Genomic DNA, 23,286 nt, shown 5'->3' with positions numbered 1-23,286 from the left:
CGCGGGATCGTTCGACATCCAGGGGCGTCGCATGACCAAGAACGTCCTGATCGGCCTCGATTCCGGCACATCGGTGGTCAAGGCCGTGGCCTTCGACCTGGAGGGCACGCCGGTCGAGCATGCGGCGCGGCCGAACACCACGATCCCGGTCGACGGCAGCGGCATGGAGCAGGAGTTCGGCCGCACCTGGGACGACGCCGCGGCGGTGCTGCGCGAGCTGGCGGCGAAGCTGGAGGCGCGTGGCCTGCGCGTGGCCGGCATCGCCGTGACCGGCCAGGGCGACGGCACCTGGCTGATCGACCGCGACGGCGAGCCGGTCGGCCGCGCCATGCTGTGGCATGACGGACGGTCCGGCCCGATCGTGGCCGAGCTGCACCGCACTGGTACGGCGAAGGCGGTGCAGCGCTTCACCGGCACCATGCTGAACATGTCGAACCAATCCGGCCAGCTGCTGTGGCTGAAGCGGCACCGGCCGGAGGCGCTGACCCGCGCCGCCACCGCCTTCCACTGCAAGGACTGGCTGTATTTCCGGATGACCGGCGAGCGGGCGACCGACGTCTCGGAAGGCACCTTCACCTTCGGCGACTACCGCACCCGCCAGTACGCGCCGGAGGTGCTGGAGCTGTTCGGCCTGCAGGACGAGGCCCGGCTGCTGCCGCCGATGGTCGATGGCGCCCTCCGGAATTCGGCGCTGACACCCCAGGCCGCGGTCGCGACCGGCCTGCCCGCCGGCACGCCGGTGGTGCTGGCCCCGGTCGACCTGCTGTGCGGCGCCCTCGGCTCCGGCCTCTACGACCCCGAGGGGCGCGCCGGCTTCACCGTGCTGGGCTCGACCGGCGCGCATATGCGCCTCGTGTTCGGGGCCGACCGGGTGATCCTGGGCGAGGAGGTCGGCTACACCATGCCTTTCGTCACCCCGGGCAGCTATGTCTCCATGGTCTCGAACATGGCGGCGACGCTGAACATCGACTGGCTGTGCGGCGTGGTCGAGGAGGTGGCGGAGGCCGCCGGGGCGACGCTGCCGAAGCGGTCCGACCTGATCCGCCTGCTCGACGCCAAGGCCGCGGCGGCGAAACCGGGACGCCTCCTCTACCACCCCTTCATCGCCGAGGCGGGCGAGCGCGGGCCGTTCGTCGACAGCGCCGCCCGCGCCTCGGTGATCGGCCTGTCCGGCACCGCCGGCGCCGGCGACCTGCTGCGCGCGATCTATGAGAGCCTCGGCTTCGCCAGCCGCGACTGCTACGAATCCGTGGGCGGCACGCCGGCGGAGATCCGCCTGGCCGGCGGCGCCGCGCGCAGCGCCACCGTCCGCGGCATCCTGGCCGCTGCCACCAATGCGCCGGTGCGGCTGGTGAAGCGCGAGGAGGTCGGGGCCGCCGGCGCGGCCATGGTGGCGGCGCTCAGCTTGGGCATCCTGCCCGACATCGACGCCGCCTGCGCCCGCTGGGTGACGCCGCTGCTGGCCGAGGCCGAGGTGCCCGACCCGGATCTCGTGGCGCAGTACGACCGCCTGTTCCCGCAATACCGAACCAGCTACCGGGCGCTGCGCCCGGTCTGGCACGCATTGGAAGATCTGAGGACCCGAGGATGACTGGACGTCGCGTTGCCGTGATCGGCGACCGCTTCATGCTGCCCAGCCTGTTCGTGGAAGCGCTGGAGAAAATTCCGGCCGCGCTCGACATCCGGACGCTGGAGCAGCCCTGGCCGGACGAACCGATGGTGCATGGCTATGCCGGCACCGGGCTGGACGGGCTGAAGGAGTTCATGGGCGACCCGGACGAGATCGTCGGCTTCATCGGCGATGCCGAGATCCTGGTCACCCATCTGGCCCCGGTCTCGGCCGGGATGCTGGAGCGGCTGCCGGACCTCAGACTGATCGGCGTCAGCCGCGGCGGGCCGGTCAACATCGACATGAAGGCGGCCAAGGCGCGCGGCGTGAAGGTGGTGAACGCCCCCGGCCGCAACGCCAGCGCCGTGGCCGAGTTCACCATCGGCGCCATCCTGGCCGAGACCCGGCTGATCACCCGCGGCCACACCTCCCTCTCCCAGGGCCAATGGCGCGGCGACCTGTACCGCGCCGACATCACCGGCCGCGAGCTGTCGGAGATGACGGTCGGCGTCATCGGCTACGGCCATGTCGGCAGCAAGGTGGTGCGCCTCTTGAAGGCCTTCGGCTGCCGCATCCTGGTGACCGACCCCTATGTCCAGCTGGACCCCGCCGACAGCGCCGACGGGGTGCAGCAGGTGGCGCTGGAGACCCTGCTGGCCGAGAGCGACGTGGTCACCCTGCATCCGCGCGTGACCGCCGAGACCACCGGCATGATCGGCGCCGAGGCGTTTGCGGCGATGAAGGATGGGGCGGTGTTCGTCAACACCGCGCGCGGCCCGCTGGTCGACTACGACGCGCTTTACGACGCGCTGGTCTCGGGCAAGCTGCGCGGCGCCATGCTGGAGACCTTCGCGGTCGAGCCGCCGCCGGAGGACTGGCCGCTGCTGAAGCTGCCCAACGTCACCCTGACCCCGCACATCGCCGGCGCCTCGGTGAAGACCGTCACCTACGCCGCGGGCCTGATCGCCGAGGACGTCCGGCGCTACCTGGCCGGCGAGCCCCTGCTCCGCCTCTGCTGACCCTTAGGAAACGCCATGACCACCGAACTCGAGCTGCGCACGAAGATCGTCGAAGCCTGCCGGCAGATGAACGCCAACGGGCTGAACCAGGGCACCTCCGGCAACATCAGCGCCCGCTGGGGCGACGGCATCCTGGTGACCCCGACCGGCGTGCCCTATGACGAGATGACGCCAGACGACATCGTCGCCATGAGGATGGACGGCAGCTGGGAGCATGGCGAGCACCGCCCGTCCTCGGAATGGCGCTTCCATCTCGACATCCACCGCCGCAAGCCGGAGGTGAACGCCATCGTCCACTGCCATCCGATGTATTCGACCATCCTGGCGATCCGGCACCAGGAGATCCCGGCGCTGCACTACATGATCGCCTGCGGCGGCGGCAATTCGATCCCCTGCGCGCCCTACGCCACCTACGGCACGCCGGAGCTGTCGGAGCATGCGATCGCGGCGCTGAAGGACCGCACCGCCTGCCTGCTGGCGAACCACGGGCTGATCGCCACCGGCCCGACGCTGGGCAAGGCGATGTGGCTGGCGGTCGAGGTCGAGACCCTGGCCAAGCAATATGTCTACACGCTGATGCTGGGCGGGCCGAAATGCCTGCCGGACGACGAGATCGACCGGGTGATCGAAAAGTTCAAGGATTACGGCCCGCGCCCGAAGCAGCAGGCGGCCTGAGCGGATGGCGGACGGGACGGGACAGAGGAACGGCGCCGTCGTCGACCTGCTGGTGGTCGGCGGCGGCGTCAACGGCACCGGCATCGCCCGCGACGCGGCCGGGCGCGGCCTGTCAGTGCTGTTGTGCGAGAAGGGCGACCTGGCCGAGGGCACGTCGAGCCGCAGCGGCAAGCTGGTGCATGGCGGCCTGCGCTATCTCGAATATTACGAGTTCCGGCTGGTGCGGGAGGCGCTGATCGAGCGCGAGGTGCTGCTGGCCGCGGCGCCGCATATCATCTGGCCGATGCGCTTCGTGCTGCCGCATGACAGCTTTCTGCGCCCGGCCTGGCTGCTGCGGCTGGGGCTGTTCCTCTACGACCATCTCGGCGGCCGCAAGAAGCTGCCGGCCAGCCGCGGCCTGGACCTGCACCGCGACCCGGAGGGCAAGCCGCTGCAGGACCGCTTCCGCCGCGGCTTCGAATATTCCGACTGCTGGGTCGACGACGCCCGGCTGGTGGTGCTGAACGCGATCGGCGCGGCCGAGCGCGGGGCGGAGATCCTGACCCGCACCGAATGCGTGTCGCTGCGACGGCGCGACGGGCTGTGGCACGCGGTGCTGCGCCCGGCCGGCGGCGGGGCGGAGCGGCAGGTGGTCGCCCGCGCCGTGGCCAACGCCGCCGGCCCCTGGGTCGACAAGGTGCTGACCGGCGCCGCAGGACTGAAGTCCGGCAAGAAGATCCGGCTGGTGCGCGGCAGCCACATCGTGGTGCGGAAGTTCTATGACGGGCCGCAGGCCTATCTGGTGCAGAACACCGACAAGCGGGTGATCTTCATCAACCCATACGAGAACGGCTACCTGCTGATCGGCACCACCGACATCCCGCAGACCGGCGACCCTGACACGGTGGCGGTGGACCCGGCGGAGGTCGAGTATCTCTGCGGCGTGCTGAACCGGGCGTTCCAGCGCCAGATCGGGCCGCAGGACGTGGTGCATTCCTTCGCCGGGGTGCGGCCGCTGTTCGACGACGACGCCGCCAATCCTTCCGCTGTCACCCGCGACTATGTGTTCGACGTCGTCGACGAGGGCGGCCGGGCGCCGATCCTGTCGGTGTTCGGCGGCAAGATCACCACCTTCCGCAAGCTGGCCGAGCATGCGCTGGACCGGCTGCGCCCGTTCTTCCCGGCGATGGGCCCCGCCTGGACCGCGTCGTCGCCCCTGCCCGGCGGCGACATGCCCGGCGCCGATTTCGAGCGCTGGCTGGCGGAGTTCCACCGGCGGCATCCGTGGCTGCCGGAGGATCTGGCGCTGCATTACGGCCGGCTCTACGGCACCCGGGCTGATGCGCTGCTGGAGGGCGTCCGGTCGCTCGCCGAGCTCGGCCGGCATTTCGGCGGGTTGCTGTACGAGCGCGAGGTCGCCTGGCTGCGGGCCCAGGAATGGGCCGAGGACGTCGACGACATCCTGTGGCGCCGCACCAAGCACGGGCTGCACCTGTCGCCAGCGGAGACCGAAGCGTTCACCGCATGGCTCGAGGCCGCACCGGCGCCGGCTGCCCAGGCGGCGAGACGGTGATGGACTGGTTGAAGCAAGAGCCAACGCTTTGCCTCTCCCGCCTGGCGGGAGAGGTCGGACGTCCGCCAGGACGTCCGGGTGAGGGCTGGCACCGGCCTCGACAAAATCCCCTCACCCGGTCTCGCTCCGCGAGCCCGACCTCTCCCGCAAGCGGGAGAGGCAACGCAAAACTCTATCTGCCGGTTCGGGAGCCCCACCCATGACCCTCGACCCGTCGACCGATCCCGATCTCCGCGCCCTGCGGACACTCTCCGCCAAGCTCGGCCGCGACCCCGACCGCGTGCAGGCCGCCGGCGGCAACACCTCGCTGAAGCGCGACGGCACGATGTGGATCAAGGCGTCCGGCACCTGGCTGGCCCGGGCGGAGGATGAGGAGATCCTGGTGCCGGTGCGGCTGGACCCGCTGCTGCGGGCGATGCGCGACGGCGATCCCGCCGCCGAGACCGCCCGCGATTTCGTGGTGGCGGAGCACAACCCGCGCGGGCTGCGGCCGTCGATCGAGACCACGGTGCATGCGGTCTTTCCGTTCACGGTCGTGCTGCATGTCCACTGCGTCTCGACCATCGCGCTGGCCATCCGCGCCGATGCCGAGGCGCGGCTGGCCGAGCGGCTGGACGGGCTGCCCGGCGTCGACTGGGCCTTCGTGCCCTATTGCAAGCCGGGCCTGACCCTGTCGCAGGCGATCGCGGCGCGGCTTCGCCCCGCGACCAATGTCGTGGTGCTGGGCAATCACGGGCTGGTCGTGGCCGCGAACGGCCTCGATGAGGCGGGTGCCCTGCTGGACCGGGTCTGCGCCGCCCTTGCTTTGCCCCGCCGCCCCTCCCCCGCCGCGCAGCCGGACGCCCTGGCGGAGCTCGCCCGCGGCACGCCCTACCGGCTGCCGCAGGATCCGGTGGCGCATGACGCCGCGACCGATCCCGGCAGCCTGGCCCTGGCCACGGCCGGCGCCTTCTACCCCGATCATGTGATCTTCCTCGGCGCCGCGCTCGCCACGGCCCGCACGCCGGCCGAGCTGGCGGCGCTGGGCGACGGGCCGCGGGCCCCGGCGATCGTCGGCGTGCCGGGACGCGGCGTGGTGCTGCACGAGGGCGTGCTGCGCGGCGCGGACGAGATGGCGCGCTGCCTGGCCGACGTCGCCGGGCGGGTGCCGGCCGGCGTCCCGGTCCGGGCCTTCACCCAGGCCCAGGTGGACGAGCTGACGCAGTGGGATGCGGAGCAGTACCGGCAATCGCTGAGCCAGCGGGAGGGGCGAGCATGACCGCACGCGCGATCGGCATCGATGTCGGCACCTCCGGCGTGCGAGCGGTGGCGGTGGACGCCGCCGGCCGCCCGGTCGGCCGCGGCGTGATGTCGACCGACAGCCCGGGCCTGGACCCGCGCGACCCGGAAATGTGGTGGCTGGCCACGATCGCGGCGCTGCGCCGGCTGGCGGCGGAGGCCGACCTGTCCACGGTCGGCGCCCTGTCGGTCGACGGCACCTCCGGCACCGTGCTGGCGACCGACGCGGCCGGACGGCCGGTCGGGACCGCGCTGATGTACAACGATCCCTGTCCGGACGATGCGGTGGTGGCGCGGATCGACGCCGCCGCCCCGGCCGGCAGCGCCGCCCGCGGCCGCAGCTCCGCCCTCGCACGCGCCCTGGTGCTGCTGCGGCGGCCGGGGGCCGTGCGGGTGCTGCACCAGGCCGACTGGATCGCCGGCCGCCTGTCCGGCCGCTTCGACGTCACCGACGAGAACAACGCGCTGAAGACCGGCTACGACCCGGTGGCCAGGCGCTGGCCGGACTGGATCTTCGGCCTCGGCGTCGATCCCGCCGCCCTGCCGCGAGCGGTGGCGCCCGGCACGCCGGTGGGCCCGGTCGGGGCGGAAGGGATCGCGCTCGGCCTGCCCGCCGGCGCGCTGGTGGTCGCCGGCACCACCGACGGCTGCGCGTCCTTCCTGGCCACCGGGGCGGATGCGGTGGGCGATGCGGTCACCGCGCTGGGGTCGACGCTGGTGATCAAATTATTGTCCGACCGACCGGTCGATTCTCCGCAGCACGGCGTCTACAGCCACCGCATGGGCGACCGCTGGCTGGTCGGCGGCGCCTCCAACAGCGGCGGGGCGGTGATTGCCCAGCTGTTCGGCCGCGACCGGCTGCAGGATCTGACCGCTTCGCTGCGGCCGGACCGGCCGACCGGCCTGTCCTATTACCCGCTGCCGCGGCCGGGCGAGCGCTTCCCGGTGGCGGATCCCGCGCTGGCGCCGGTGCTGGAGCCGCGGCCGGACGACGATGCGGTGTTCTTCCAGGGCGTGCTGGAGGGCATCGCCGGGATCGAGGGCCGGGCCTACCGCCTGCTGGCCGAGCTCGGCGCGCCGGCCGTGACCTCGCTGCGCAGTGTCGGCGGCGGCGCCGCCAATGCCGGCTGGACCGAGATCCGCCGCCGGCAGCTGGGCGTGCCCTTCCTGCCGGCCTTGTCCGAGGACGCGGCAGAGGGTACAGCCCGGCTGGCCCTGGCAGGACTCGGAGCGTCTTGATGCCGATGATTGAGCAGGTGGATGGAATCGGCGGCTTGGTGGACCGTTTCGGCACCTTCTTCGTCGACCAGTACGGCGTGCTGCATGACGGCCGCCATCCCTATCCCGGCGCGATCGAGGCGCTGCGCCGGCTGAAGGATGCCGGCCGGCACGTCGTGCTGCTGTCCAACTCCGGCCGCTCCGCCGCCTACAATGCGCGGCGGATGGAGACGCTGGGCTTCGCCCGCGACAGCTACGACCATTTCGTCACCTCGGGCGACGTGGCGCTGGCCCTGCTGCAGAGCGGCGCCCTGCCCGTCTCGCCCGGCAGCGGCGCCCGCTGCCTCGTCATCTCCAGCGGCGAGGATCGCGGCTTCGCCGAGACGCTGGGCTTCGCCGAGGCCGAGACGGGCGACGCCGCCGACCTGGTGCTGATCGCCGGCAGCCGCGGGCACCTGATCCCGCTCGACAGCTACCGGGCCCTGCTGGCCCCGGCCGCGGCACGCGGCGTGCCGGCGCTGTGCACCAACCCGGACAAGATCATGCTGACCCCGCTGGGCCCCGCCTTCGGCGCCGGCCGCATCGCCGAAATGTATGAGGGGTTGGGCGGCACCGTCACCTGGGTCGGCAAGCCGCATCCGCTGATGTACCGTCCCGCCGCCGCCACCGCCGGGGTGGAGCGGCCCGGTGATGTCGTGTGCGTCGGCGACAGCGTCGAGCACGACGTCGCCGGCGCCCGCGGCTTCGGCGCCGCCGCCGCGCTGGTGCGCACCGGGATCCATGCCGGCATGGAAGAGGACGAGATGGCGCACGAGTTCGCGACGGTCGGCTGCACCCCGGACATCCTGCTGCCATCTTTCCGCTGGTAGTCTGGCCCCGGGCGCGGCCTGGCGCCCGGCATTGGGCCCGCATCCGCCGTGCTGGACGAACGCGCTCTGAACGATCTGATCGGCCGGACCTACGACGCCGCCATGGGCGACGAGGACTGGGCGGTGCTGCTCGAGCGGACGACCCGGGCGGTCGGCGGCATGGCCGCCGGGCTGCGCTGGCACGGGCGGCCGGCGGCGCAGGCGATCACGATCGACATGGACCGCGCCTGCCACCAGTCCTACGCCGCCTACTACCACGGCCTCGACCCGATCTGGCCGAAGATGCGACGCCTGCCGCCCGGGACGGCAGTCGACGACTGCGCGCTGGTGCCCGTGCGGGAGCTGGAAGGGACCGAGATCTACAACGACCTGCTGATCCCCAACCGCATCCATGTCGGCCTGTCCTGGTATTGCCTGGACCCGGCAGGACAGCCGGTCGCGCTGAAGATCGTCCGCTCCCGCCGGCAGCCGGTCTATGCGGATCAGGAGCTGCGCGTCCTGAGCGCCCTCGCCCCGCATCTGACCCGGGCCGTCGCCATCGAAGGACGCCTGGCGACCGTCGCGGCCCGGCGGATCGCCGTCCGGCTCAGCCGGCAGCGCGCCGAGCTCAGCCCCCGCGAGCGCGAGTGCCTGGCCCGGGTCGCCCGGGGCGCCACCAGCAAGGGCATCGCCCGCCAGCTGGAGCTTTCGGCTTACACCGTCGACGAGCATATCGGCTCGGCGATGCGCAAGCTGCAGGCGTCCAGCCGCAGCGAAGCCGTGGCCACCGCCCTCGCCCTCGGCCTGCTGATCCTCTGACCGCCGGCGCCGCATCCCGGGGTGACATCCGCCGCCGGACGTCGCACCCTGCGCCCTTCGCACGAAGCACGACCCGCCGCCGGGGCGGGAGGAGACGGACCATGGATCTGGGATTGACCGGCCGCAAGGCCCTGGTGTGCGCCGCGAGCAAGGGGCTGGGCAAGGGCTGCGCCCTGGCGCTGGCGCGCGAGGGCGTCGAGCTCGTCATCACCGCCCGCGGCGCCGAGGCGCTGGAGGCGACGGCCGAGGAGATCCGCCGCGCGACCGGTGCCAGGGTGACGGCGATCGCCGGCGACATCACCACCGAGGCCGGCCGGCAGGCCGCCCTGGCGGCCTGCCCGGAGCCGGACATCCTGGTCAACAACGCCGGCGGCCCGCCGCCGGGCGCTTTCCGCGACTGGGACCGCGACGCCTGGATCAGGGCGGTCGACGCCAACATGCTGACCCCGATCTTCCTGACCAAGGCGGTGGTCGACGGCATGGCCGCCCGCGGCTTCGGCCGCATCGTCAACATCACCTCGAGCGCGGTGAAGGCGCCGATCCCGGAGCTGGGCCTGTCGAACGGCGCCCGGTCCGGTCTGACCGGCTTCATCGCCGGCGTCGCCCGGCAGATGGCTGGCAAGGGCGTCACCATCAACGGCCTGCTGCCCGGATCCTTCGACACCGACCGGCTGCGCGGCGGCATCAATGCGGCGGCCCAGCGCTCGGGCCAGGACGCCGAGGCCGTCGCCGACCGGCGCCGCGCCGCGATCCCGGCCGGCCGCTTCGGCCATCCGGACGAGTTCGGGGCGACCTGCGCCTTCCTGTGCAGCGTCCATGCCGGCTACATCACCGGCCAGAACATCCTGATCGACGGCGGCGCCTTCCCCGGCACGCTCTGAGGTTCAGCCCGCGATCCCCGCCAGATCGTGCCGCAGGATAGGCCGGGCGGGGATGCGGCGGGCCACCTCGCGGAAGCCCAGCCGGGCAAAGGTCGAGGCGTAGCCGGAGCCCGACGCGCTGGGCGAGACCGCGGCGTCGAAGGGATAGGCCTCCAGCGCCGGCGCCCCGGCCCGCTTCGCCGCCCGCAGCGCGCCTGCGATCAGCGCGGCGCTGACGCCGCGCCGGCGCCAGCCCTTGCGGACATAGAGGCAGGACAGCGCCCAGACCGGCAGGTCGTCGACGCTCCTGAGCCGCCAGTTGCGGTCCAGCTCCGGCAGCGCCGCGCGCGGGGTGAGCTGGCACCAGCCGACCGCCAGGCCGCCGTCGGCAAAGGCGAGCAGCCCCGGCGGCGGCCCTTGCCGCACCACCGCGTGGAAATCGGCCTTGTTCTCGTCCCGCTGCCGGCGGCGATAGGCGGCGCCGATCCGGCCATGCATGCACCAGCAGCCATTGACCGCGCCCGCCGGGCCGAACAGGTCCTCCAGCGCCGGCCACAGATCCGGCGTCAGCGGATGGATGGTGAAGCCCATGCCGGTTCTCCCACCTGCTTCCGATCAAAACATCCGGGCGGCCGCTTCGGCTCCGGAAACCGCTTCCGGACTCCGGCGGGGATGGTGCAGTCTCCCGGCCATGAGCGAGACGCCCCGCATCCTCTATGGCCGCGAACAGGGCCTGGACGTGGCCGAGTTCCGGCGCGTGCTGGTCGAATCCGGCCTCGGCCGCATCCGCCCGGTCGACGACGCGCCGCGGCTGCAGGCCATGATCGACGGCGCCAGCCTGATCGTGACCGCCCGGCTGGACCGGCCCGGACGGCCGCTGGTGGGGGTCGGGCGCGGCGTCACCGATTCGGTCTGGTGCTGCTACCTCTCCGAGCTCGCCGTCTCGTCCTCGGCCCAGCGGCTCGGCGTCGGCCGCGGCCTGCTGGACGAGGCACGACGGCAGCTCGGCCCGCAGGTCAGCCTGTATCTGGCCTCGGTGCCGGAGGCGGTCGGCTTCTACGAGCGGGCCGGGATGACGCGGCTGAAGGACGCCTTCTCGTACAAGCGCGAACGCTGACCCCGCAGACAAGGACAACCGGCATGACCGACCTTCCCGCCCGTCAGTTCCAGGGCCGTGACGGCGTCGCCCTCGCCTATCGCGAGGTCGGGGAAGGACGGCCGCTGGTCCTGATCCACGGCTTCTTCTCGACCGCCACGGTGAACTGGCTGCGCTACGGCCATGCCGAGGCGATCGCGGCGCGGGGTTATCGCGTGGTCATGCCGGACCTGCGCGGCCATGGCGACAGCGCCAAGCCGCACGATCCCGCCGCCTATCCGCCCGACATCCTGGCCGATGACGGGCTGGCGCTGGTCGAGCAGCTCGGCCTCGCCGACTACGATCTCGGCGGCTATTCGCTGGGCGGGCGGACGGTGGTGCGGATGCTGGTGCGCGGCGCCGCGCCGGGGCGGGCGATCGTGGCTGGGATGGGGCTCGACGGCATCGTCAGCGCCGGCGGGCGCAACGCCCATTTCCGCCGCATCCTGACCAGCCTCGGCAGCTTCCAGCGCGGCACGCCGGAATGGATGGCCGAGGCCTTCCTGAAGACCGTCGGCGGCGACCCGGAGGCGCTGCTGCAGGTCCTGGGAACCTCGGTCGACACGCCGCGCGAGGCGCTGGCGCGGATCGCGGTGCCGACCCTGGTGGTGGCCGGCGCCGAGGACGACGACAACGGCTCGGCCGCGGATCTCGCCGCCGCCCTGCCGCAGGGCCGCTCCGTCACCATCCCCGGCAACCATATGAGCGCGGTGGCGAAGCCGGAGCTGGGCCTCGCCATCGCGGAGTTCCTGGGGGATGCGCCGCGCGGCTGACCTCAGGCCTTGGTGACGACGACCTCGAGGTATTCGCCGGGAACGACGATGGTGCCGTCGCCGCTGCGGTTGAAGCGGCCCAGCAGGGCCACCAGGTCGTCCTCCAGCGCCGCCTGGCCCTCCGGCGGCAGCGCCGCGAAGGCCTTCAGCACCGGGCCGTAATAGGTCCTGAAGACCTCCAGCCAGTGCGCCGGCGAGCGGTAGCGGAACACGAAGTGCCGCTGGGCCGAGGCGATCGACGCCGCCCCGGGCGCGAACAGCTCCGCCAGCCGCTCGCGTGTACCCCACAGTGCGGGGGACCGGAGGCCGGCCGGCGGTGGCAGGTGCCGGCCGATGGTCTTGAACAGCTGGCCGATGAAGCCGTCCGGCGTCCAGTTGGCGAGGCCGATCTTCCCGCCACGCCGGCACACCCGCAGCAGCTCGGCCGCGGCCCGGTCCTGGTCCGGGGTGAACATGACGCCGAAGGTCGACACGACGATGTCGAAGCTGTCGTCGGCGAACGGCAGGGCCTCGGCATCGGCCTCCTGGAACCGGATCGCCAGCCGCTCGGCCCCGGCGCGCTCGCGGGCGCGGTCCAGCAGCGCCGGCACATAGTCCGTGGCGGTCACGTCGCACCAGCGCCGGGCGGCGGCCAAAGCGACATTGCCGTTGCCGGCGGCGACGTCGAGCACCGCCTGGCCGGCGCGGAGGTCCAGCGCCTCGCACAGCTGCTCGCCGACGATCTGCAGGGTGGTGCCGACCACGGCGTAGTCGCCGGAGGACCAGGCCCCCTGTTGGCGGGCCTTGACGGCCATGAGGTCAGGTTGAGCGGATGGCGGGTTCTGAGTCATGCTCCCGGTGGGCGCGGCCATGATCGTTCTCCGTTGGTGACGGCAGTCGGCCCTGATGTCGTGCGGGCCTCTGCCATGCCGGGGAGCGTAGCCGCCGCCCGTGGAGGCGAGCGTGGGTGGCGGCGTGGGAATTGCCGAGGAATCCGCGGAAGCGGTCCGGGACGGCCCACCGGTCGAGCTGCGGCTGCTGGGGCCGCTGGCGGTGCGCCGGCACGGCGCCGCCGTCGCGCTGCCGGCATCGCGCAAGGTGCGCGGCCTCCTGGCCTATCTGGCGCTGGCGTCCCATCCGGTCGGGCGCAGCCAGCTGTGCGAGCTGCTGTGGGACGGCCCCAGCGACCCGCGGGGCGAGCTGCGCTGGTGCCTCAGCAAAATCCGCGGCCTGGTCGACGACCCCGGCCGGCCGCGGCTGGAGACCGTGGGGGACACCGTCCGGCTCGACCTGGCGGACGGCTTCGTCGACGCCGCCGAGGTCGCCCTGGCGGCGCAGCAGGGCATCGCGGCGATCGCCCCCGAGCGGCTGCGGGCCCTGGCGGCGCTGTTCGCCGGAGAGTTCCTCGACGGGCTGGAGATCGGGCGCAGCCCGGCCTTCACCGGCTGGCTGACCGCGCAGCGCCGCCGCTTCCGCGGCTGCCGCATCGCCCTCCTGGAGCATCTCGCCGCCAGCGCCCAGGACGAGGTGCGGCTCGGCCATCTGGAGGCCTGGCTGGAGCTGGTGCCTTTCGATCCACGCGTGCACGGCCTGGTGCTGGAGGAGCTCGCCCGCCGTGGCCGGATCCGCGAGGGCGAAGCCCATCTGGCGGCGGCGATCCGGCAGTTCGAGGCCGAGGGACTGGACGGCACCATCCTGCGCAGGGCCTGGCAGGCCGCGCGGTCGCGCAACGATAGCACCATTCGCTCACCGCCCGCCGCAGATGCCTCGGGCGGCAGCCCCGACGACGTGGCCCTCGCCGTTTCGCGCCGTGCCTCGATCGCGGTGATGCCCTTTGCCGACCCGGCGGCGGCCGGCTCCCACAACGGGGTGGCGGATGCCCTCGCCCACGACGTCACCACCCGCCTGGCCAAGCTGCGCAGCCTGTTCGTCATCGCCCAGGGGACCGTGTTCGCCCTGCGCGACCGGCGCATCGGGGCCGAGGACGCCGGGCGGATGCTGGATGTCGACTATGTCGTCAGCGGCTTCGCCCGGCGGCAGGACCGGCGCCTGACCGTGACGGTCGAGCTGACCGAGGCCCGCAGCGCCCGGATCGTCTGGGCGGAGATGTTCAACCAGACGCTGGACGACGCGTTCCTGGTGCTCGACGAGATCGGCAACCGGATCGTCGCGGCGATCGACAGCGAGATCGAGACGATCGAGCGCAACCGCGCCATCCTGCGGCCGCCGAACTCCCTGGACGCCTGGGAGGCGCATCACCGCGGCCTGTGGCACATGTACCGGTTCACCCGGGACGACAACGAGCAGGCCCGGCATTTCTTCGAGATCGCGCTGCGCCAGGACCCGAACTTCGCCCGGGCCCATGCCGGCCTGTCCTTCACCCATTTCCAGAGCGCCTTCCAGGGCTGGGCCCCGCGCGGCCCGGAGATCGATCGAGCCTTCGAGGCCGCCGGGCAAAGCCTGGTCGCCGATGATCGCGACCCCACCGCGCATTGGGCCATGGGCCGGGCGCTGTGGCTGCGCGGCGATCACGGCCGGTCCATCGCCGAGCTGGAGCAGGCGGTCGAGCTGAGCCCGAACTTCGCCCAGGGCCACTACACCCTCGCCTTCGTCCACTCCCAGAGCGGCGATCCCGGCACCGCGATCGCCGCCTCCGAACGATCGCGCCGGCTCAGCCCCTTCGATCCCCTGCTGTTCGGCTTCCTCGGCGCCCGCGCCATGGCCCTGGTGCGGCTGGGCCGGTTCGACGAGGCCGCCGATTGGGGGATGAAGGCGGCCGCGCGCCCGAATGCGCATGCGCATATCCGGGCGATCGCCGCCTTCTCCCTGGCCCTGGCCGGCCGTCCGGACGAGGCCCGTATCCACGCCGCCGCGATCCGCCGGGCGCTGCCGCACTACCGCGTCGCCGATTTCCTCACGGCCATGCAGTTCGCCCCCGAGGACCAGCGCCTGTTCCGGGACGCCGCGAGTCGGATCGGGCTCGACTGATCCGCGCCCCCGCCGCCGGGCTACAGCACGAAGTCGCCCGCCGCGAGGGTGTGGTCGGAGAGGACGACGATGATGGAATCCGGGTTCCTGTCGCCGTTGGTGTCGAGATAGACGCCCTGATAGCCGTCGGGCAAGGCCACCACCCGCAGCTGGCCCGCGACGCCGGTGAAGCCGCCGGTGCCGAAGGTGAAAGCGGTGTTCCCCGCCCCGGCGCCGTTGGCGTCGATCGCCGACAGGTCGATCCTGTCGCCGGCCGTGAAGTCGTTGATCGTGTCGCGGCCCGCGGCCGCCACCGTGCTGTCGGCCGTGCTGGCGTAGGCGAAGGTGTCGGCGCCGGCGCCGCCCTTCAGGGTATCGGCCCCCGCGCCCCCGGCCAGCCGGTCGTCGCCGCCGTCGCCCCACAGCCCGTTCGCGCCGGCATTGCCGGTCAGCTGGTCGGCGAAGCCCGACCCGAAGAGCTGCTCGACGCCGCCCAGGCTGTCGCCGGTCGCATGGCCGCCGGAGGCCGCCCCGGCGCCGAGATCGACCATCACCCCGGCCGCGCTGCCGGTGTAATACGCGGTGTCGATGCCGGCGCCGCCGGCGAGGGTGTCGGCGCCGGCCCCACCGACCAGCAGGTCGTTGCCGGCCCCGCCGGTCAGGCTGTCGGCGCCGCCGCCCCCGCGCAGCTTGTCGTCGCCGCCGAAGGCGTCGATGACGTCGGCGGCACCGGTGCCGACGAAGCTGTCGGCGTTTTCGCTGGCGCGGGTGACCAGCTGCCCGCGGATCGCGCCGCCGCCGAACTGGGCGGTGTGGATGTTGAAATAGAACGAGACGTCGTTCGGGCCGGCCCCCGCTTGCAGCGCGGCGACGATGCCGGCCGTCAGCGGATCGCTGTCCGTGGTCTCCCAGACGCCGCTGATGGTGACCGAACCGTCGCCGTTCTCGACGATCTGCAGGTCGTCGGCATCGTCGGTCATGGCCCGCGGCAGGATGTCGAACACGACCCCGCCATTGACGCCGCGCGCCGCGGCGTGGATGTGCATCAGGACGGCGTCGTCGAGCGGATCCGCCGTCCGCGGCGTGCCGTCGATCAGCTCGCCGAAATCGATGCCGGCGGAGACCGTGACCGAATAGGTCAGGGCCGTTCCGGCGGTGTTCAGCGAGAGCGTGGCCGTGCTGGTCGCGGTCTCGGTGCTGCCCGTCCCGATCTCCTGGGACGAGTCCAGATTGGCTGTAAAGGTGGTGGTCATGGCGAATCTCCCCTTTCCCATGTTGGCCCGGGTACTGTTCGGCCGCACGGATGCACCCGTTTCGCTTCGAAGCGCGGCCGGGGCGTCAGGCAGGGAGATCGCCGGATCCGGGCGGCATGGAGAGGGAAGCGCCGCCCGGCCGGGGGCGCCTCCTTCGGGGCTCAGAACACGAAATCCGCCGCGATGAGGACGTGGTCGGAATAGATGGTGATGATCGCGTCCTGCGTCCTGTCGCCGTCGACGTCGAGATAGACGCCCTGGCGGCCGTCGCCGAAATCCACCACCCGCAGCTGGCCCGCGACGCCGGTGAAGTTGCCGGTGCCGAAGGTGAAGGCAGTGTCGCCGTTGGCGCTGTTGCCGTCCGCGTCGATGCCGGACAGGTCGATCCGGTCGCCGGTGGCGAAGTCCGAGATCACATCCCGGCCGGCGGTCGCCGCGGCGCTGTCGCCGATCGCGGCGTAGACGAAGCTGTCGTTGCCGGCGCCCCCCTTCAGGAGATCGGCCCCGCCACCGCCGGTGAGCACATCGTCGCCCGCGCCGCCCCAGAGGGTGTTGGCGCCGGCGTCGCCGGTCAGCACGTCATTGGACGCCGAGCCCAGCAGCTGCTCGATGCCGCTGAAGGTGTCGCCCGCGGCGTCGCCGCCGGAGACCGCGCCGGTGGCCAGGTTCACCAACACCCCGGCGGAGGAGCCGGCATAGCTCAGCGTATCGATGCCGGCGCCGCCGGTCAGCGCATCCGCCCCGGCCCCGCCTTCGAGATAGTCGTTGCCGTCGCCGCCATCGAGCGCGTCGGCGCCGGCGCCGCCCAGGAGCTCGTCATCCCCGGCCTCGCCGAAGACCTGGTCGTTCTCGCTGCCGGCATCGACCGAGTCGTTGCCGATGCCGCCATGGACGATGTCGATCCCGGCCCCGCCGACCAGCCGGTCCGCGCCGTCGCCGCCGCTGAGAGTGTCGTTGCCGGCTTCGCCCGAGAGCACGTCGTCGCCGCCATTGCCGATGAGCGTGTCGTTGCCGAGCTCGCCGCCGAGGATGTTGCGGGCATTGTCGCCGGTGAGCTGATCGTCATGGCTCGACCCGTACAGGTTCTCGATGTTGTCGAGCTGGTCGCCCTGGGCGTCGCCGCCCGAGGCGCTGTCCGCCAGCAGGTTGACCACGACCGCCGCGGTCGAGCCCTGGTAGTTGGCAAAGTCCGAGCCGTCGCCGCCATTGAGGATGTCGGCGCCGCCCCCGCCGCGGAGCTGATCGTCGCCGGCCCCGCCGACCAGCGAGTTGGCGACGCCGTTGCCGTACAGGCGGTCCGCCTGGGCGGAGCCGAACAGGTTCTCGATCCCGGACAGCGTGTCGCCCTGAGCGTCGCCGCCGGAGCCGGTTCCCGCGACGAGATCGACGACCACCCCGGCGACCGAGGCCGTGTAGCTGGCGGTATCGGAGCCATCGGCGCCGGAGATCTGGTCCGCCCCGGCGCCCCCGGTGAGCACGTCGCTGCCGAAGCCGCCGAGAAGGATGTCATCGCCGCCCAGGCCGTCGATCGAGTCGTTGCCGTCGGAGCCGAGCATCCGGTCGGCCCCGGCCGAGGCTACGAGCGAGACGCGGAACACGTCGAAGCCGGTGCCGTTGCCCTCGGCGCCCACCCCGGTGTCGGTCGCCTGGGTCTGGAAGGTGACGGTGCGCCCATCGGCCGAGATCGAGGGCGTGTTCGAAAGGTCGTTCAGCTCGGACCCGTCGGCGGCGACGGACAGGCGCGTCACCGTGCCGGTCACCATGTCCTTCAGGAAGATGTCGCGGAGGCCGTTGGTGTCGCCCTGCACCAGGTTGCTGGCGAGACTGAAGAAGACGACGTAACGCCCGTCGGCCGAGATCACCGCTTGGCCCGAGAGCTCGTTGGCCTGGCTGCCGTCGCCGGCGGTGGAGACGCGGGTGGTGGTGTTGGTCTGCAGGTCGCGGACGAAGATGTCGGTGGCGCCGTTGGTGTCGCCGGCGACCAGGTTGGCCGCGTCGCTCTGGAACACGACGTAGCGGCCGTTGCCGGAGATCGAAGCGCCGGAGGACGCGCCGTCCCCGGATCCGCCGCCGGTCGAGACCGAGACCAGGGTGGTGGTGCCCGCGGCGATGTCGCGGACGAAGACGTCGGTAACGACGCCGTTGCTGTCGTTCACGGTCAGGTTGCTGGCGGTGCTGACGAAGGAGACGCGGTTGCCGTCGTCGGACAGGCGGGCGACCAGGGAGTTGCCGTTGGCCTCCGCTTCGTTATCCGCCACCGAGACGCGGGTGACGGCGCCGGTCGCCAGGTTCTTGACGAAGACGTCGCTGAAGCCGTTGCCGTCGCCGGCGACCAGGTTCGTGGCGGTGCTCTGGAAACCGACGAAGGCGCCGTCGCCGGTGACGTCGACATTCTGGCTGGCACCGTTGGCCTGGCTGCCGTCCGACGCGGTCGAGACCCGGGTGGTGACGCCCGTCTGCGTATCCCGCATGAAGACGTCGAGACCGCCGTTGGTGTCGCCGCCGACCAGGTTGGTCGCGCTGCTGTTGAAGAACACATAGCGGCCGTCATCGGTGACCGCGGCGACGCTGGAGACGTTGTTGCCCTGCGTCCCGCCGGTCGCGGTCGAGATCAGCGTGGTCGTGCCGGTCAGCGTGTCGCGCAGGAAGACGTCGAAGAAACCGTTGGCGTCACCGCCGACCAGGTTGGTCGCGGTGCTCTGGAACACGACATAGCGGCCATCGGCCGACATCACGCCGCCGGTGGCGATGTTGTTGGCGCTGGTGCCGCTGCCGTCGACCGAGATCCGGGTGAGCGAGCTGGCATTGACGGTCATGACGGAAAACCTCCCCATCGAATCCGTTGCCGATGACGGGCTTTTTCCGGAAAGCGCCATCGGAGGGTGAGGAGGAGAACAAAATTTTACGAACGAGAATGATATGGATAATGGACGCCGGTTCACACGCCGGACCTCGGGGCGCCTCATACACGGCCGTACGGCCCCGGCCCGCCCCGGGCGCTATCGCACCAGGATGGCGCGGAAGTCGTTGACGTTGGTCAGGGTGGGGCCCGTCACCACCAGCCGGTCGAGCGCCGCGAAATAGCTGTAGGCGTCGTTGTTGGCCAGGAACTCGGCCGCCGCCAGCCCCTGCGCCTTGCCCTGCGCCAGCGTCCCGGCATCGGCCCAGGCGCCGGCATTGTCCTCCGATCCGTCGATGCCGTCGGTGTCGCATGCGATGGCGGAAATGCCGGGCCGGCCCTGCAGTTGGATCGTCAGGGCCAGCAGGAACTCGACGTTGCGGCCGCCGCGCCCCTGCCCCTTCACCGTCACCGTGGTCTCGCCGCCGGACAGCAGCACGCAGGGCCGCGCCGCCGGCTGGCCGTGCCGCAGCGCCTGCTCGGCGATGCCGGCCAGGACCCGGCCGACCTCGCGCGCCTCGCCCTCCAGCGCGTCGCCCAGGATCACCGGCGTCAGGCCGAGCTCGCGCGCCTTCGCCGCCGCCGCCTCCAGCGCCATCTGCGGGGTCGCCAGCATGTGGAGGCCGGCGGCCGGCAGCTCGGCCGGCGCGGCGTTGGCGCGGATCGCCCGCTCCACCGCCTCCGGCACCGCGATCTCGTAGCGGCGCAGGATCGCCAGCGCCGTCTCCGGGTCCGCCCCGCCGGCGACGGTAGGGCCGGAGCCGATCACGCCCGGCTCGTCGCCCGGCACGTCGGAGATCAGATAGGTGACCACCCGCGCCGGCGCCGCGGCTGCGGCCAGGCGCCCGCCCTTGATCGCGGACATCGCCTTGCGCACCGCGTTCATCTCCTGGATCGGCGCGCCGGAGCGCAGCAGCGCCTTGTTCACCGCCTGCTTGTCGGCCAGGGTCAGCCCTTCGGCCGGCAGCGACAGCAGGGCCGAAGCGCCGCCCGAGATCAGGCAGACCACCAGGTCGTCCGGCCCGGCGCCGCGGGCGAGGTCGAGGATGCGGCGGGCGGCGGCGCTGCCGGCGGCGTCCGGCACCGGATGCGCGGCCTCGACCACCTCGATCCGGTCGGTCGGCGTGCCGTGGCCGTAGCGGGTGACGACCAGGCCTTCGCAGGGATGCAGCCACAGCGTCTCGAAGGCCCGGGCCATCCGCGCCGCGCCCTTGCCGGCGCCGAGCACGATGGTGCGGCCCTTCGGCGGCTGCGGTAGCAGGTGCCGCATCCGCGTCTCCGGATAGGCGGCGCTGAGCGCGGCCTGGAACAGAGCCTCGAGGACGGCGCGATCGGACGCGGACATGGACGGCCCTTCTCTGGATGCGGCTGCGGGCGGCCCATCCAAGGCGAGGACCCGCCGCGGTTCAAGAGCGAATCGCAGGCGAGCGGCCGCAGGGCTTCCACCCTGCGAGAAAGCGGTCTCAGAGCCCGATCCGCTCCGCCTCGAACGGCAGTGTCACGGCCGGCCCGCCGGCGATGCGCAGGTCGAGTTCGCCGGCGCGGTGAGCGATCGCCTCGACCCGGTCCCAGCCCGGCTCGGCCGGGACGGCGCCGAAGGCGTAGACGATCTCGACCCGCCTCGCCGGGTCGAGCGCGATCGCGGTCGGATAGCCCTCGGCGGTCAGCAGGTTCGGTCCGATCGAGGCGCGGTGGCCGAGATGGAGGTACATGCAGCCTTCCTCGATCCCCAGCACATGGCGGTGCCGGCCGGAGAAGGGCGGGTAGTCGCGGCCGCCATTGCTCATCCACAGCATGGTGAAGGGCAGCCGGCGCGGGTCCTTCAGGCCGAAGAACAGGAACCCCTCGCGCGCCGCCAGCGCCGCCGACCAGCCGAGCGGCGAGCCCGGCGCCTCGGCCAGCTGCACGATGTCCTCATGGCTCTCGGCGAAAGGGTAGCGCGAGGCGTCTATGGTGCGGCCGTCGGCCAGGCGCAGGGCATCGAGCCCGGCGAAGCGCTGCGGATAAGCCAGCACCGAGCGCCCCCGCGCGGCATCGGGTTCGACCGGCGTCGGCGGGGTGATGCCGAAGGCCTTGGGCGAGACGCTGAGCGCCGCGCCGCCCGGCGCCCGGATCATGGCGTGATGCGCCATCGGCAGCGCGCCGGCGCCGCCCTCGAAGACATGGCGCTGATAGACGATCGGCTGGCCCTCGCGCAGCGTCACCGCCTTGCGCACGGTGGCGCCGAACCCCTTTTCCTGCAGGGTGAAGCGCGCGGTGACGCCGCCCGCCTCCCGGTCGATGCCGTCGAAGCCCCAATGGCCGTTGGCGGTCCAGCCATGGCCCGGCGCGCCGTCGAGGTCGCTGTCGGCGAAGGGGGCGCAGAAGAAGTCGCCGGCCAGGTTGCGCAGGCCGACCGGGATGTCGTCCGGCAACGCCTCGCCGCTGTCGATCCAGGGCGCCCGGTGCAGCGGCCGGATCTCCCGCCCCTGCCAGCGCATCACGACATCGTGCAGGTGGCCGCCTTCCGGGTTGAAGACGATCTGAACCGTATCGACGCCGAACTCGATCATCGCCCTCTCCCGGATGGCCTGACAGCGGGGTAGCATCGATGCCGCAGCGGCGCGAGCGTGTAAACGTCAACATCATGCGCCGATTGCAGCCGGCGGGGATTCCGGCGAGAATCCCGGCACGCCATGGCCGATCGCACGAAGCCTTCCCCTGTGAACGTTTTCCCGGCGCGCCGGCCGACGATCCGCGACGTGGCGGCGCGGGCCTCGGTGTCGATCGGCACCGTGTCGCGCGTCGCCGGCGGCAGCGCCCGGGTGGCGGAGGCGACGCGGGCCCGCGTGCTGGCGGCGATGGCCGAGACGGGCTACCAGCCCAACGCCGCCGCCCGCACCATGCGCACCAGCCGCACCCGCACCATCGGCTTCCTGATCCCGGACATGGCCAACCCGGTGTTCTCGCGCGTCGCCATCGGGGCGGAACCGGTCTTGTCCGCCGCCGGCTACATGCTGTTCGCCGTCTCCTCCAACCGCTCGCCCGCCCGCGAGCTGGCCTTCCTGGAGGCGGCGCAGCAGCGCCAGATGGACGGGCTGATCGTCACCCTGGCGGACGAGACGCACGCGCCGGTGGTCGAGCGCCTGGGCCGGATCGGCGTGCCGCTGGTGATCCTGGACCGCGACGTGCCGGTGGCGGCCGACGTGGTCTACAGCGACCACGCCCGGCCGGTCGAGACGTTGGTGCGGCAGATGGCGGCGCAGGGCCACAAGCGGATCGCGCTGATCACGGCGTCGGAGAAGATCCGCCCCGGCCGCGCCCGCGCCGAGGCTTTCCGCAAGGCGGTGGCCGAAGCCGGCCTGACGGTGGAGGAGCGGCTGATCCGGTCCCGCGCCCAGACGGCGGAGTACGGCGCAGCCGAGGCGCACGACCTTCTGACCGGGCCGAAACCGCCGACCGCGCTGATCGCCGGCGGCAACGAGATCTTCCAGGGCGCCCTGCGCGCGATCCGGCTGCTCGGCCTGTCGGTGCCGCGGGACCTGTCGCTGGCCGGCGCCGACGACCGGGTGCTGGCCGAGCTGGTCGACCCGCCGATCACGGTGATCGACCGCGACATGGCCGAGGTCGGCGCCACCGCGGCGCGGATGCTGCTGGAGCGGCTGGACGGCCTGGACGCCCCGCCGCGCCGGGTGCTGTTGGGCAGCAGCGTGGTGCTGCACGGGTCCATCGGCCGGCCGAAGGGGAAGCCGCGATGAGCGGGCGTCTGCGGCTGGGCTTCCTGGCCTCGCATGGCGGCACCAGCATGCGGGCGATCATCGACGCCATCGCCGACGGGACGCTTGCGGGCGAGGCGTGCCTGGCGATCAGCAACAACCGGGACGCGCCGGCGCTGCGCTTTGCCGAAGCGGCCGGGGTTCCGCACAGCCACATCAGCGCGACCAGCGAAGGCGGCGAGGAAGCGGCCGATCTGGCGATCCGCCGGGCGATGCAGGAAGCAGGCGCCGAATGGCTGGTGCTGTCGGGCTATCTGCGCAAGGTCGGTCCCCTCACGCTCGACCGCTATCGCGGCCGCATCCTCAACATCCACCCCGCCCTGCTGCCGGAGTTCGGCGGCCGGGGGATGTACGGTCGGCATGTGCACGAGGCTGTTCTGGCTGCCGGCCGGACCGTCAGCGGCATGACGGTCCATATCGTCGACGGCGAATACGACCATGGGCCGGTCGTGGCGCAGCGCGAGGTCGCGGTGCTGCCGGGCGACACGGTCGAGACGCTGCAGCAGCGGATCGCCGAGGCCGAGCCGGCCTTCTTCGTCGAGGTGCTGCAGGGCATCGCTACAGGCCGGCTTGCGGTGCCGTAAGCCCCCCCAACTGTCATGCCCGGGCTTGACCCGGGCATCCAGAAGGTCTCGACGCTCTCTGGA

20 protein-coding genes are annotated in these 23,286 nt (G+C 72.4%); 14 read left to right on the top strand and 6 right to left on the bottom strand.

Annotated features, from left to right (window positions below):
* The first annotated feature begins 31 nt into the window (after window positions 1–31).
* The 9 genes from LG391_RS27430 to LG391_RS27390 all read left to right on the top strand — a co-directional run bounded on the left by LG391_RS27430 (window position 32) and on the right by LG391_RS27390 (window position 9,899).
* The gene (locus LG391_RS27430) at window positions 32–1,591 is read left to right on the top strand and encodes an FGGY-family carbohydrate kinase (protein ID WP_225771232.1); all 1,560 of its coding nucleotides are present in this window, start codon (window positions 32–34) and stop codon (window positions 1,589–1,591) included.
* Window positions 1,588–2,628 carry a 2-hydroxyacid dehydrogenase gene (locus LG391_RS27425; protein ID WP_225771231.1) on the top strand — a complete coding sequence of 347 codons (1,041 nt, stop codon included), beginning with the start codon at window positions 1,588–1,590 and terminating at the stop codon, window positions 2,626–2,628. Before LG391_RS27430 ends, LG391_RS27425 begins: the two co-directional genes overlap by 4 nt.
* Before the next feature lie 15 nt (window positions 2,629–2,643).
* Window positions 2,644–3,303 carry a class II aldolase/adducin family protein gene (locus tag LG391_RS27420; protein ID WP_225771230.1) on the top strand — a complete coding sequence of 220 codons (660 nt, stop codon included), beginning with the start codon at window positions 2,644–2,646 and terminating at the stop codon, window positions 3,301–3,303.
* 4 nt (window positions 3,304–3,307) lie between these two features.
* Window positions 3,308–4,855: a glycerol-3-phosphate dehydrogenase gene (locus tag LG391_RS27415; protein WP_225771229.1), complete on the top strand. Its 1,548-nt coding sequence runs from the start codon at window positions 3,308–3,310 to the stop codon at window positions 4,853–4,855.
* Between the two features lie 199 nt (window positions 4,856–5,054).
* The gene (locus LG391_RS27410) at window positions 5,055–6,113 is read left to right on the top strand and encodes a class II aldolase/adducin family protein (protein ID WP_225771228.1); all 1,059 of its coding nucleotides are present in this window, start codon (window positions 5,055–5,057) and stop codon (window positions 6,111–6,113) included.
* Window positions 6,110–7,372: an FGGY-family carbohydrate kinase gene (locus tag LG391_RS27405; protein ID WP_225771227.1), complete on the top strand. Its 1,263-nt coding sequence runs from the start codon at window positions 6,110–6,112 to the stop codon at window positions 7,370–7,372. Before LG391_RS27410 ends, LG391_RS27405 begins: the two co-directional genes overlap by 4 nt.
* Window positions 7,372–8,220 carry a TIGR01459 family HAD-type hydrolase gene (locus tag LG391_RS27400; protein ID WP_225771226.1) on the top strand — a complete coding sequence of 283 codons (849 nt, stop codon included), beginning with the start codon at window positions 7,372–7,374 and terminating at the stop codon, window positions 8,218–8,220. Before LG391_RS27405 ends, LG391_RS27400 begins: the two co-directional genes overlap by 1 nt.
* 48 nt (window positions 8,221–8,268) lie before the next feature.
* Window positions 8,269–9,018, top strand: a complete 750-nt coding sequence (locus LG391_RS27395; RefSeq protein WP_225771225.1) for a helix-turn-helix transcriptional regulator — start codon at window positions 8,269–8,271, stop codon at window positions 9,016–9,018.
* 101 nt (window positions 9,019–9,119) lie between these two features.
* Window positions 9,120–9,899: an SDR family oxidoreductase gene (locus LG391_RS27390; RefSeq protein WP_225771224.1), complete on the top strand. Its 780-nt coding sequence runs from the start codon at window positions 9,120–9,122 to the stop codon at window positions 9,897–9,899.
* Between the two features lie 3 nt (window positions 9,900–9,902).
* On the opposite strand, the gene LG391_RS27385 is transcribed toward LG391_RS27390, so the two are convergent.
* Window positions 9,903–10,469: a GNAT family N-acetyltransferase gene (locus LG391_RS27385; protein WP_225771223.1), complete on the bottom strand. Its 567-nt coding sequence runs from the start codon at window positions 10,467–10,469 to the stop codon at window positions 9,903–9,905.
* Window positions 10,470–10,569: 100 nt separating this feature from the next.
* Between LG391_RS27385 and LG391_RS27380 the strand changes: the two genes are divergently transcribed.
* A complete protein-coding gene (locus tag LG391_RS27380; RefSeq protein ID WP_225771222.1) occupies window positions 10,570–10,995 on the top strand; it encodes a GNAT family N-acetyltransferase in 426 nt (141 codons plus the stop codon).
* 23 nt (window positions 10,996–11,018) lie between these two features.
* Entirely contained in the window at window positions 11,019–11,786 is a 768-nt protein-coding gene (locus tag LG391_RS27375; RefSeq protein ID WP_225771221.1) for an alpha/beta fold hydrolase, read from the top strand.
* A 2-nt stretch (window positions 11,787–11,788) separates the two neighbouring features.
* Here the strand turns inward: LG391_RS27375 and LG391_RS27370 are convergent, their stop codons facing one another.
* Entirely contained in the window at window positions 11,789–12,580 is a 792-nt protein-coding gene (locus LG391_RS27370) for a class I SAM-dependent methyltransferase (protein WP_225771220.1), read from the bottom strand.
* 148 nt (window positions 12,581–12,728) lie between these two features.
* On the opposite strand from LG391_RS27370, the gene LG391_RS27365 reads away from it, so the two are divergent.
* Window positions 12,729–14,753: a hypothetical protein gene (locus LG391_RS27365; RefSeq protein WP_225771219.1), complete on the top strand. Its 2,025-nt coding sequence runs from the start codon at window positions 12,729–12,731 to the stop codon at window positions 14,751–14,753.
* Between the two features lie 20 nt (window positions 14,754–14,773).
* On the opposite strand, the gene LG391_RS27360 is transcribed toward LG391_RS27365, so the two are convergent.
* The 4 genes from LG391_RS27360 to LG391_RS27335 all read right to left on the bottom strand — a co-directional run bounded on the left by LG391_RS27360 (window position 14,774) and on the right by LG391_RS27335 (window position 21,436).
* A complete protein-coding gene (locus tag LG391_RS27360) occupies window positions 14,774–15,985 on the bottom strand; it encodes a CHRD domain-containing protein (RefSeq protein ID WP_225771218.1) in 1,212 nt (403 codons plus the stop codon).
* A gap of 161 nt (window positions 15,986–16,146) precedes the next feature.
* Entirely contained in the window at window positions 16,147–18,801 is a 2,655-nt protein-coding gene (locus LG391_RS34895) for an S-layer family protein (protein WP_304608569.1), read from the bottom strand.
* A gap of 183 nt (window positions 18,802–18,984) precedes the next feature.
* Window positions 18,985–20,229, bottom strand: coding sequence for a glycerate kinase (locus LG391_RS27340; RefSeq protein WP_225771217.1), 1,245 nt, complete (start codon window positions 20,227–20,229; stop codon window positions 18,985–18,987).
* 118 nt (window positions 20,230–20,347) lie between these two features.
* On the bottom strand, window positions 20,348–21,436 hold the full coding sequence (locus LG391_RS27335; protein ID WP_225771216.1) for a hypothetical protein: 1,089 nt from the start codon (window positions 21,434–21,436) through the stop codon (window positions 20,348–20,350).
* Between the two features lie 150 nt (window positions 21,437–21,586).
* On the opposite strand from LG391_RS27335, the gene LG391_RS27330 reads away from it, so the two are divergent.
* Window positions 21,587–22,621: a LacI family DNA-binding transcriptional regulator gene (locus LG391_RS27330; RefSeq protein WP_225771215.1), complete on the top strand. Its 1,035-nt coding sequence runs from the start codon at window positions 21,587–21,589 to the stop codon at window positions 22,619–22,621.
* Window positions 22,618–23,223 carry a phosphoribosylglycinamide formyltransferase gene (gene purN / locus LG391_RS27325; RefSeq protein WP_225771214.1) on the top strand — a complete coding sequence of 202 codons (606 nt, stop codon included), beginning with the start codon at window positions 22,618–22,620 and terminating at the stop codon, window positions 23,221–23,223. Before LG391_RS27330 ends, purN begins: the two co-directional genes overlap by 4 nt.
* The last annotated feature ends 63 nt before the right edge of the window (window positions 23,224–23,286 follow it).

The organism is Inquilinus sp. Marseille-Q2685, assembly GCF_916619195.1.
Taxonomy (GTDB): Bacteria; Pseudomonadota; Alphaproteobacteria; order DSM-16000; family Inquilinaceae; genus Inquilinus.
This window is presented reverse-complemented; position numbering and strand designations above follow the sequence as displayed.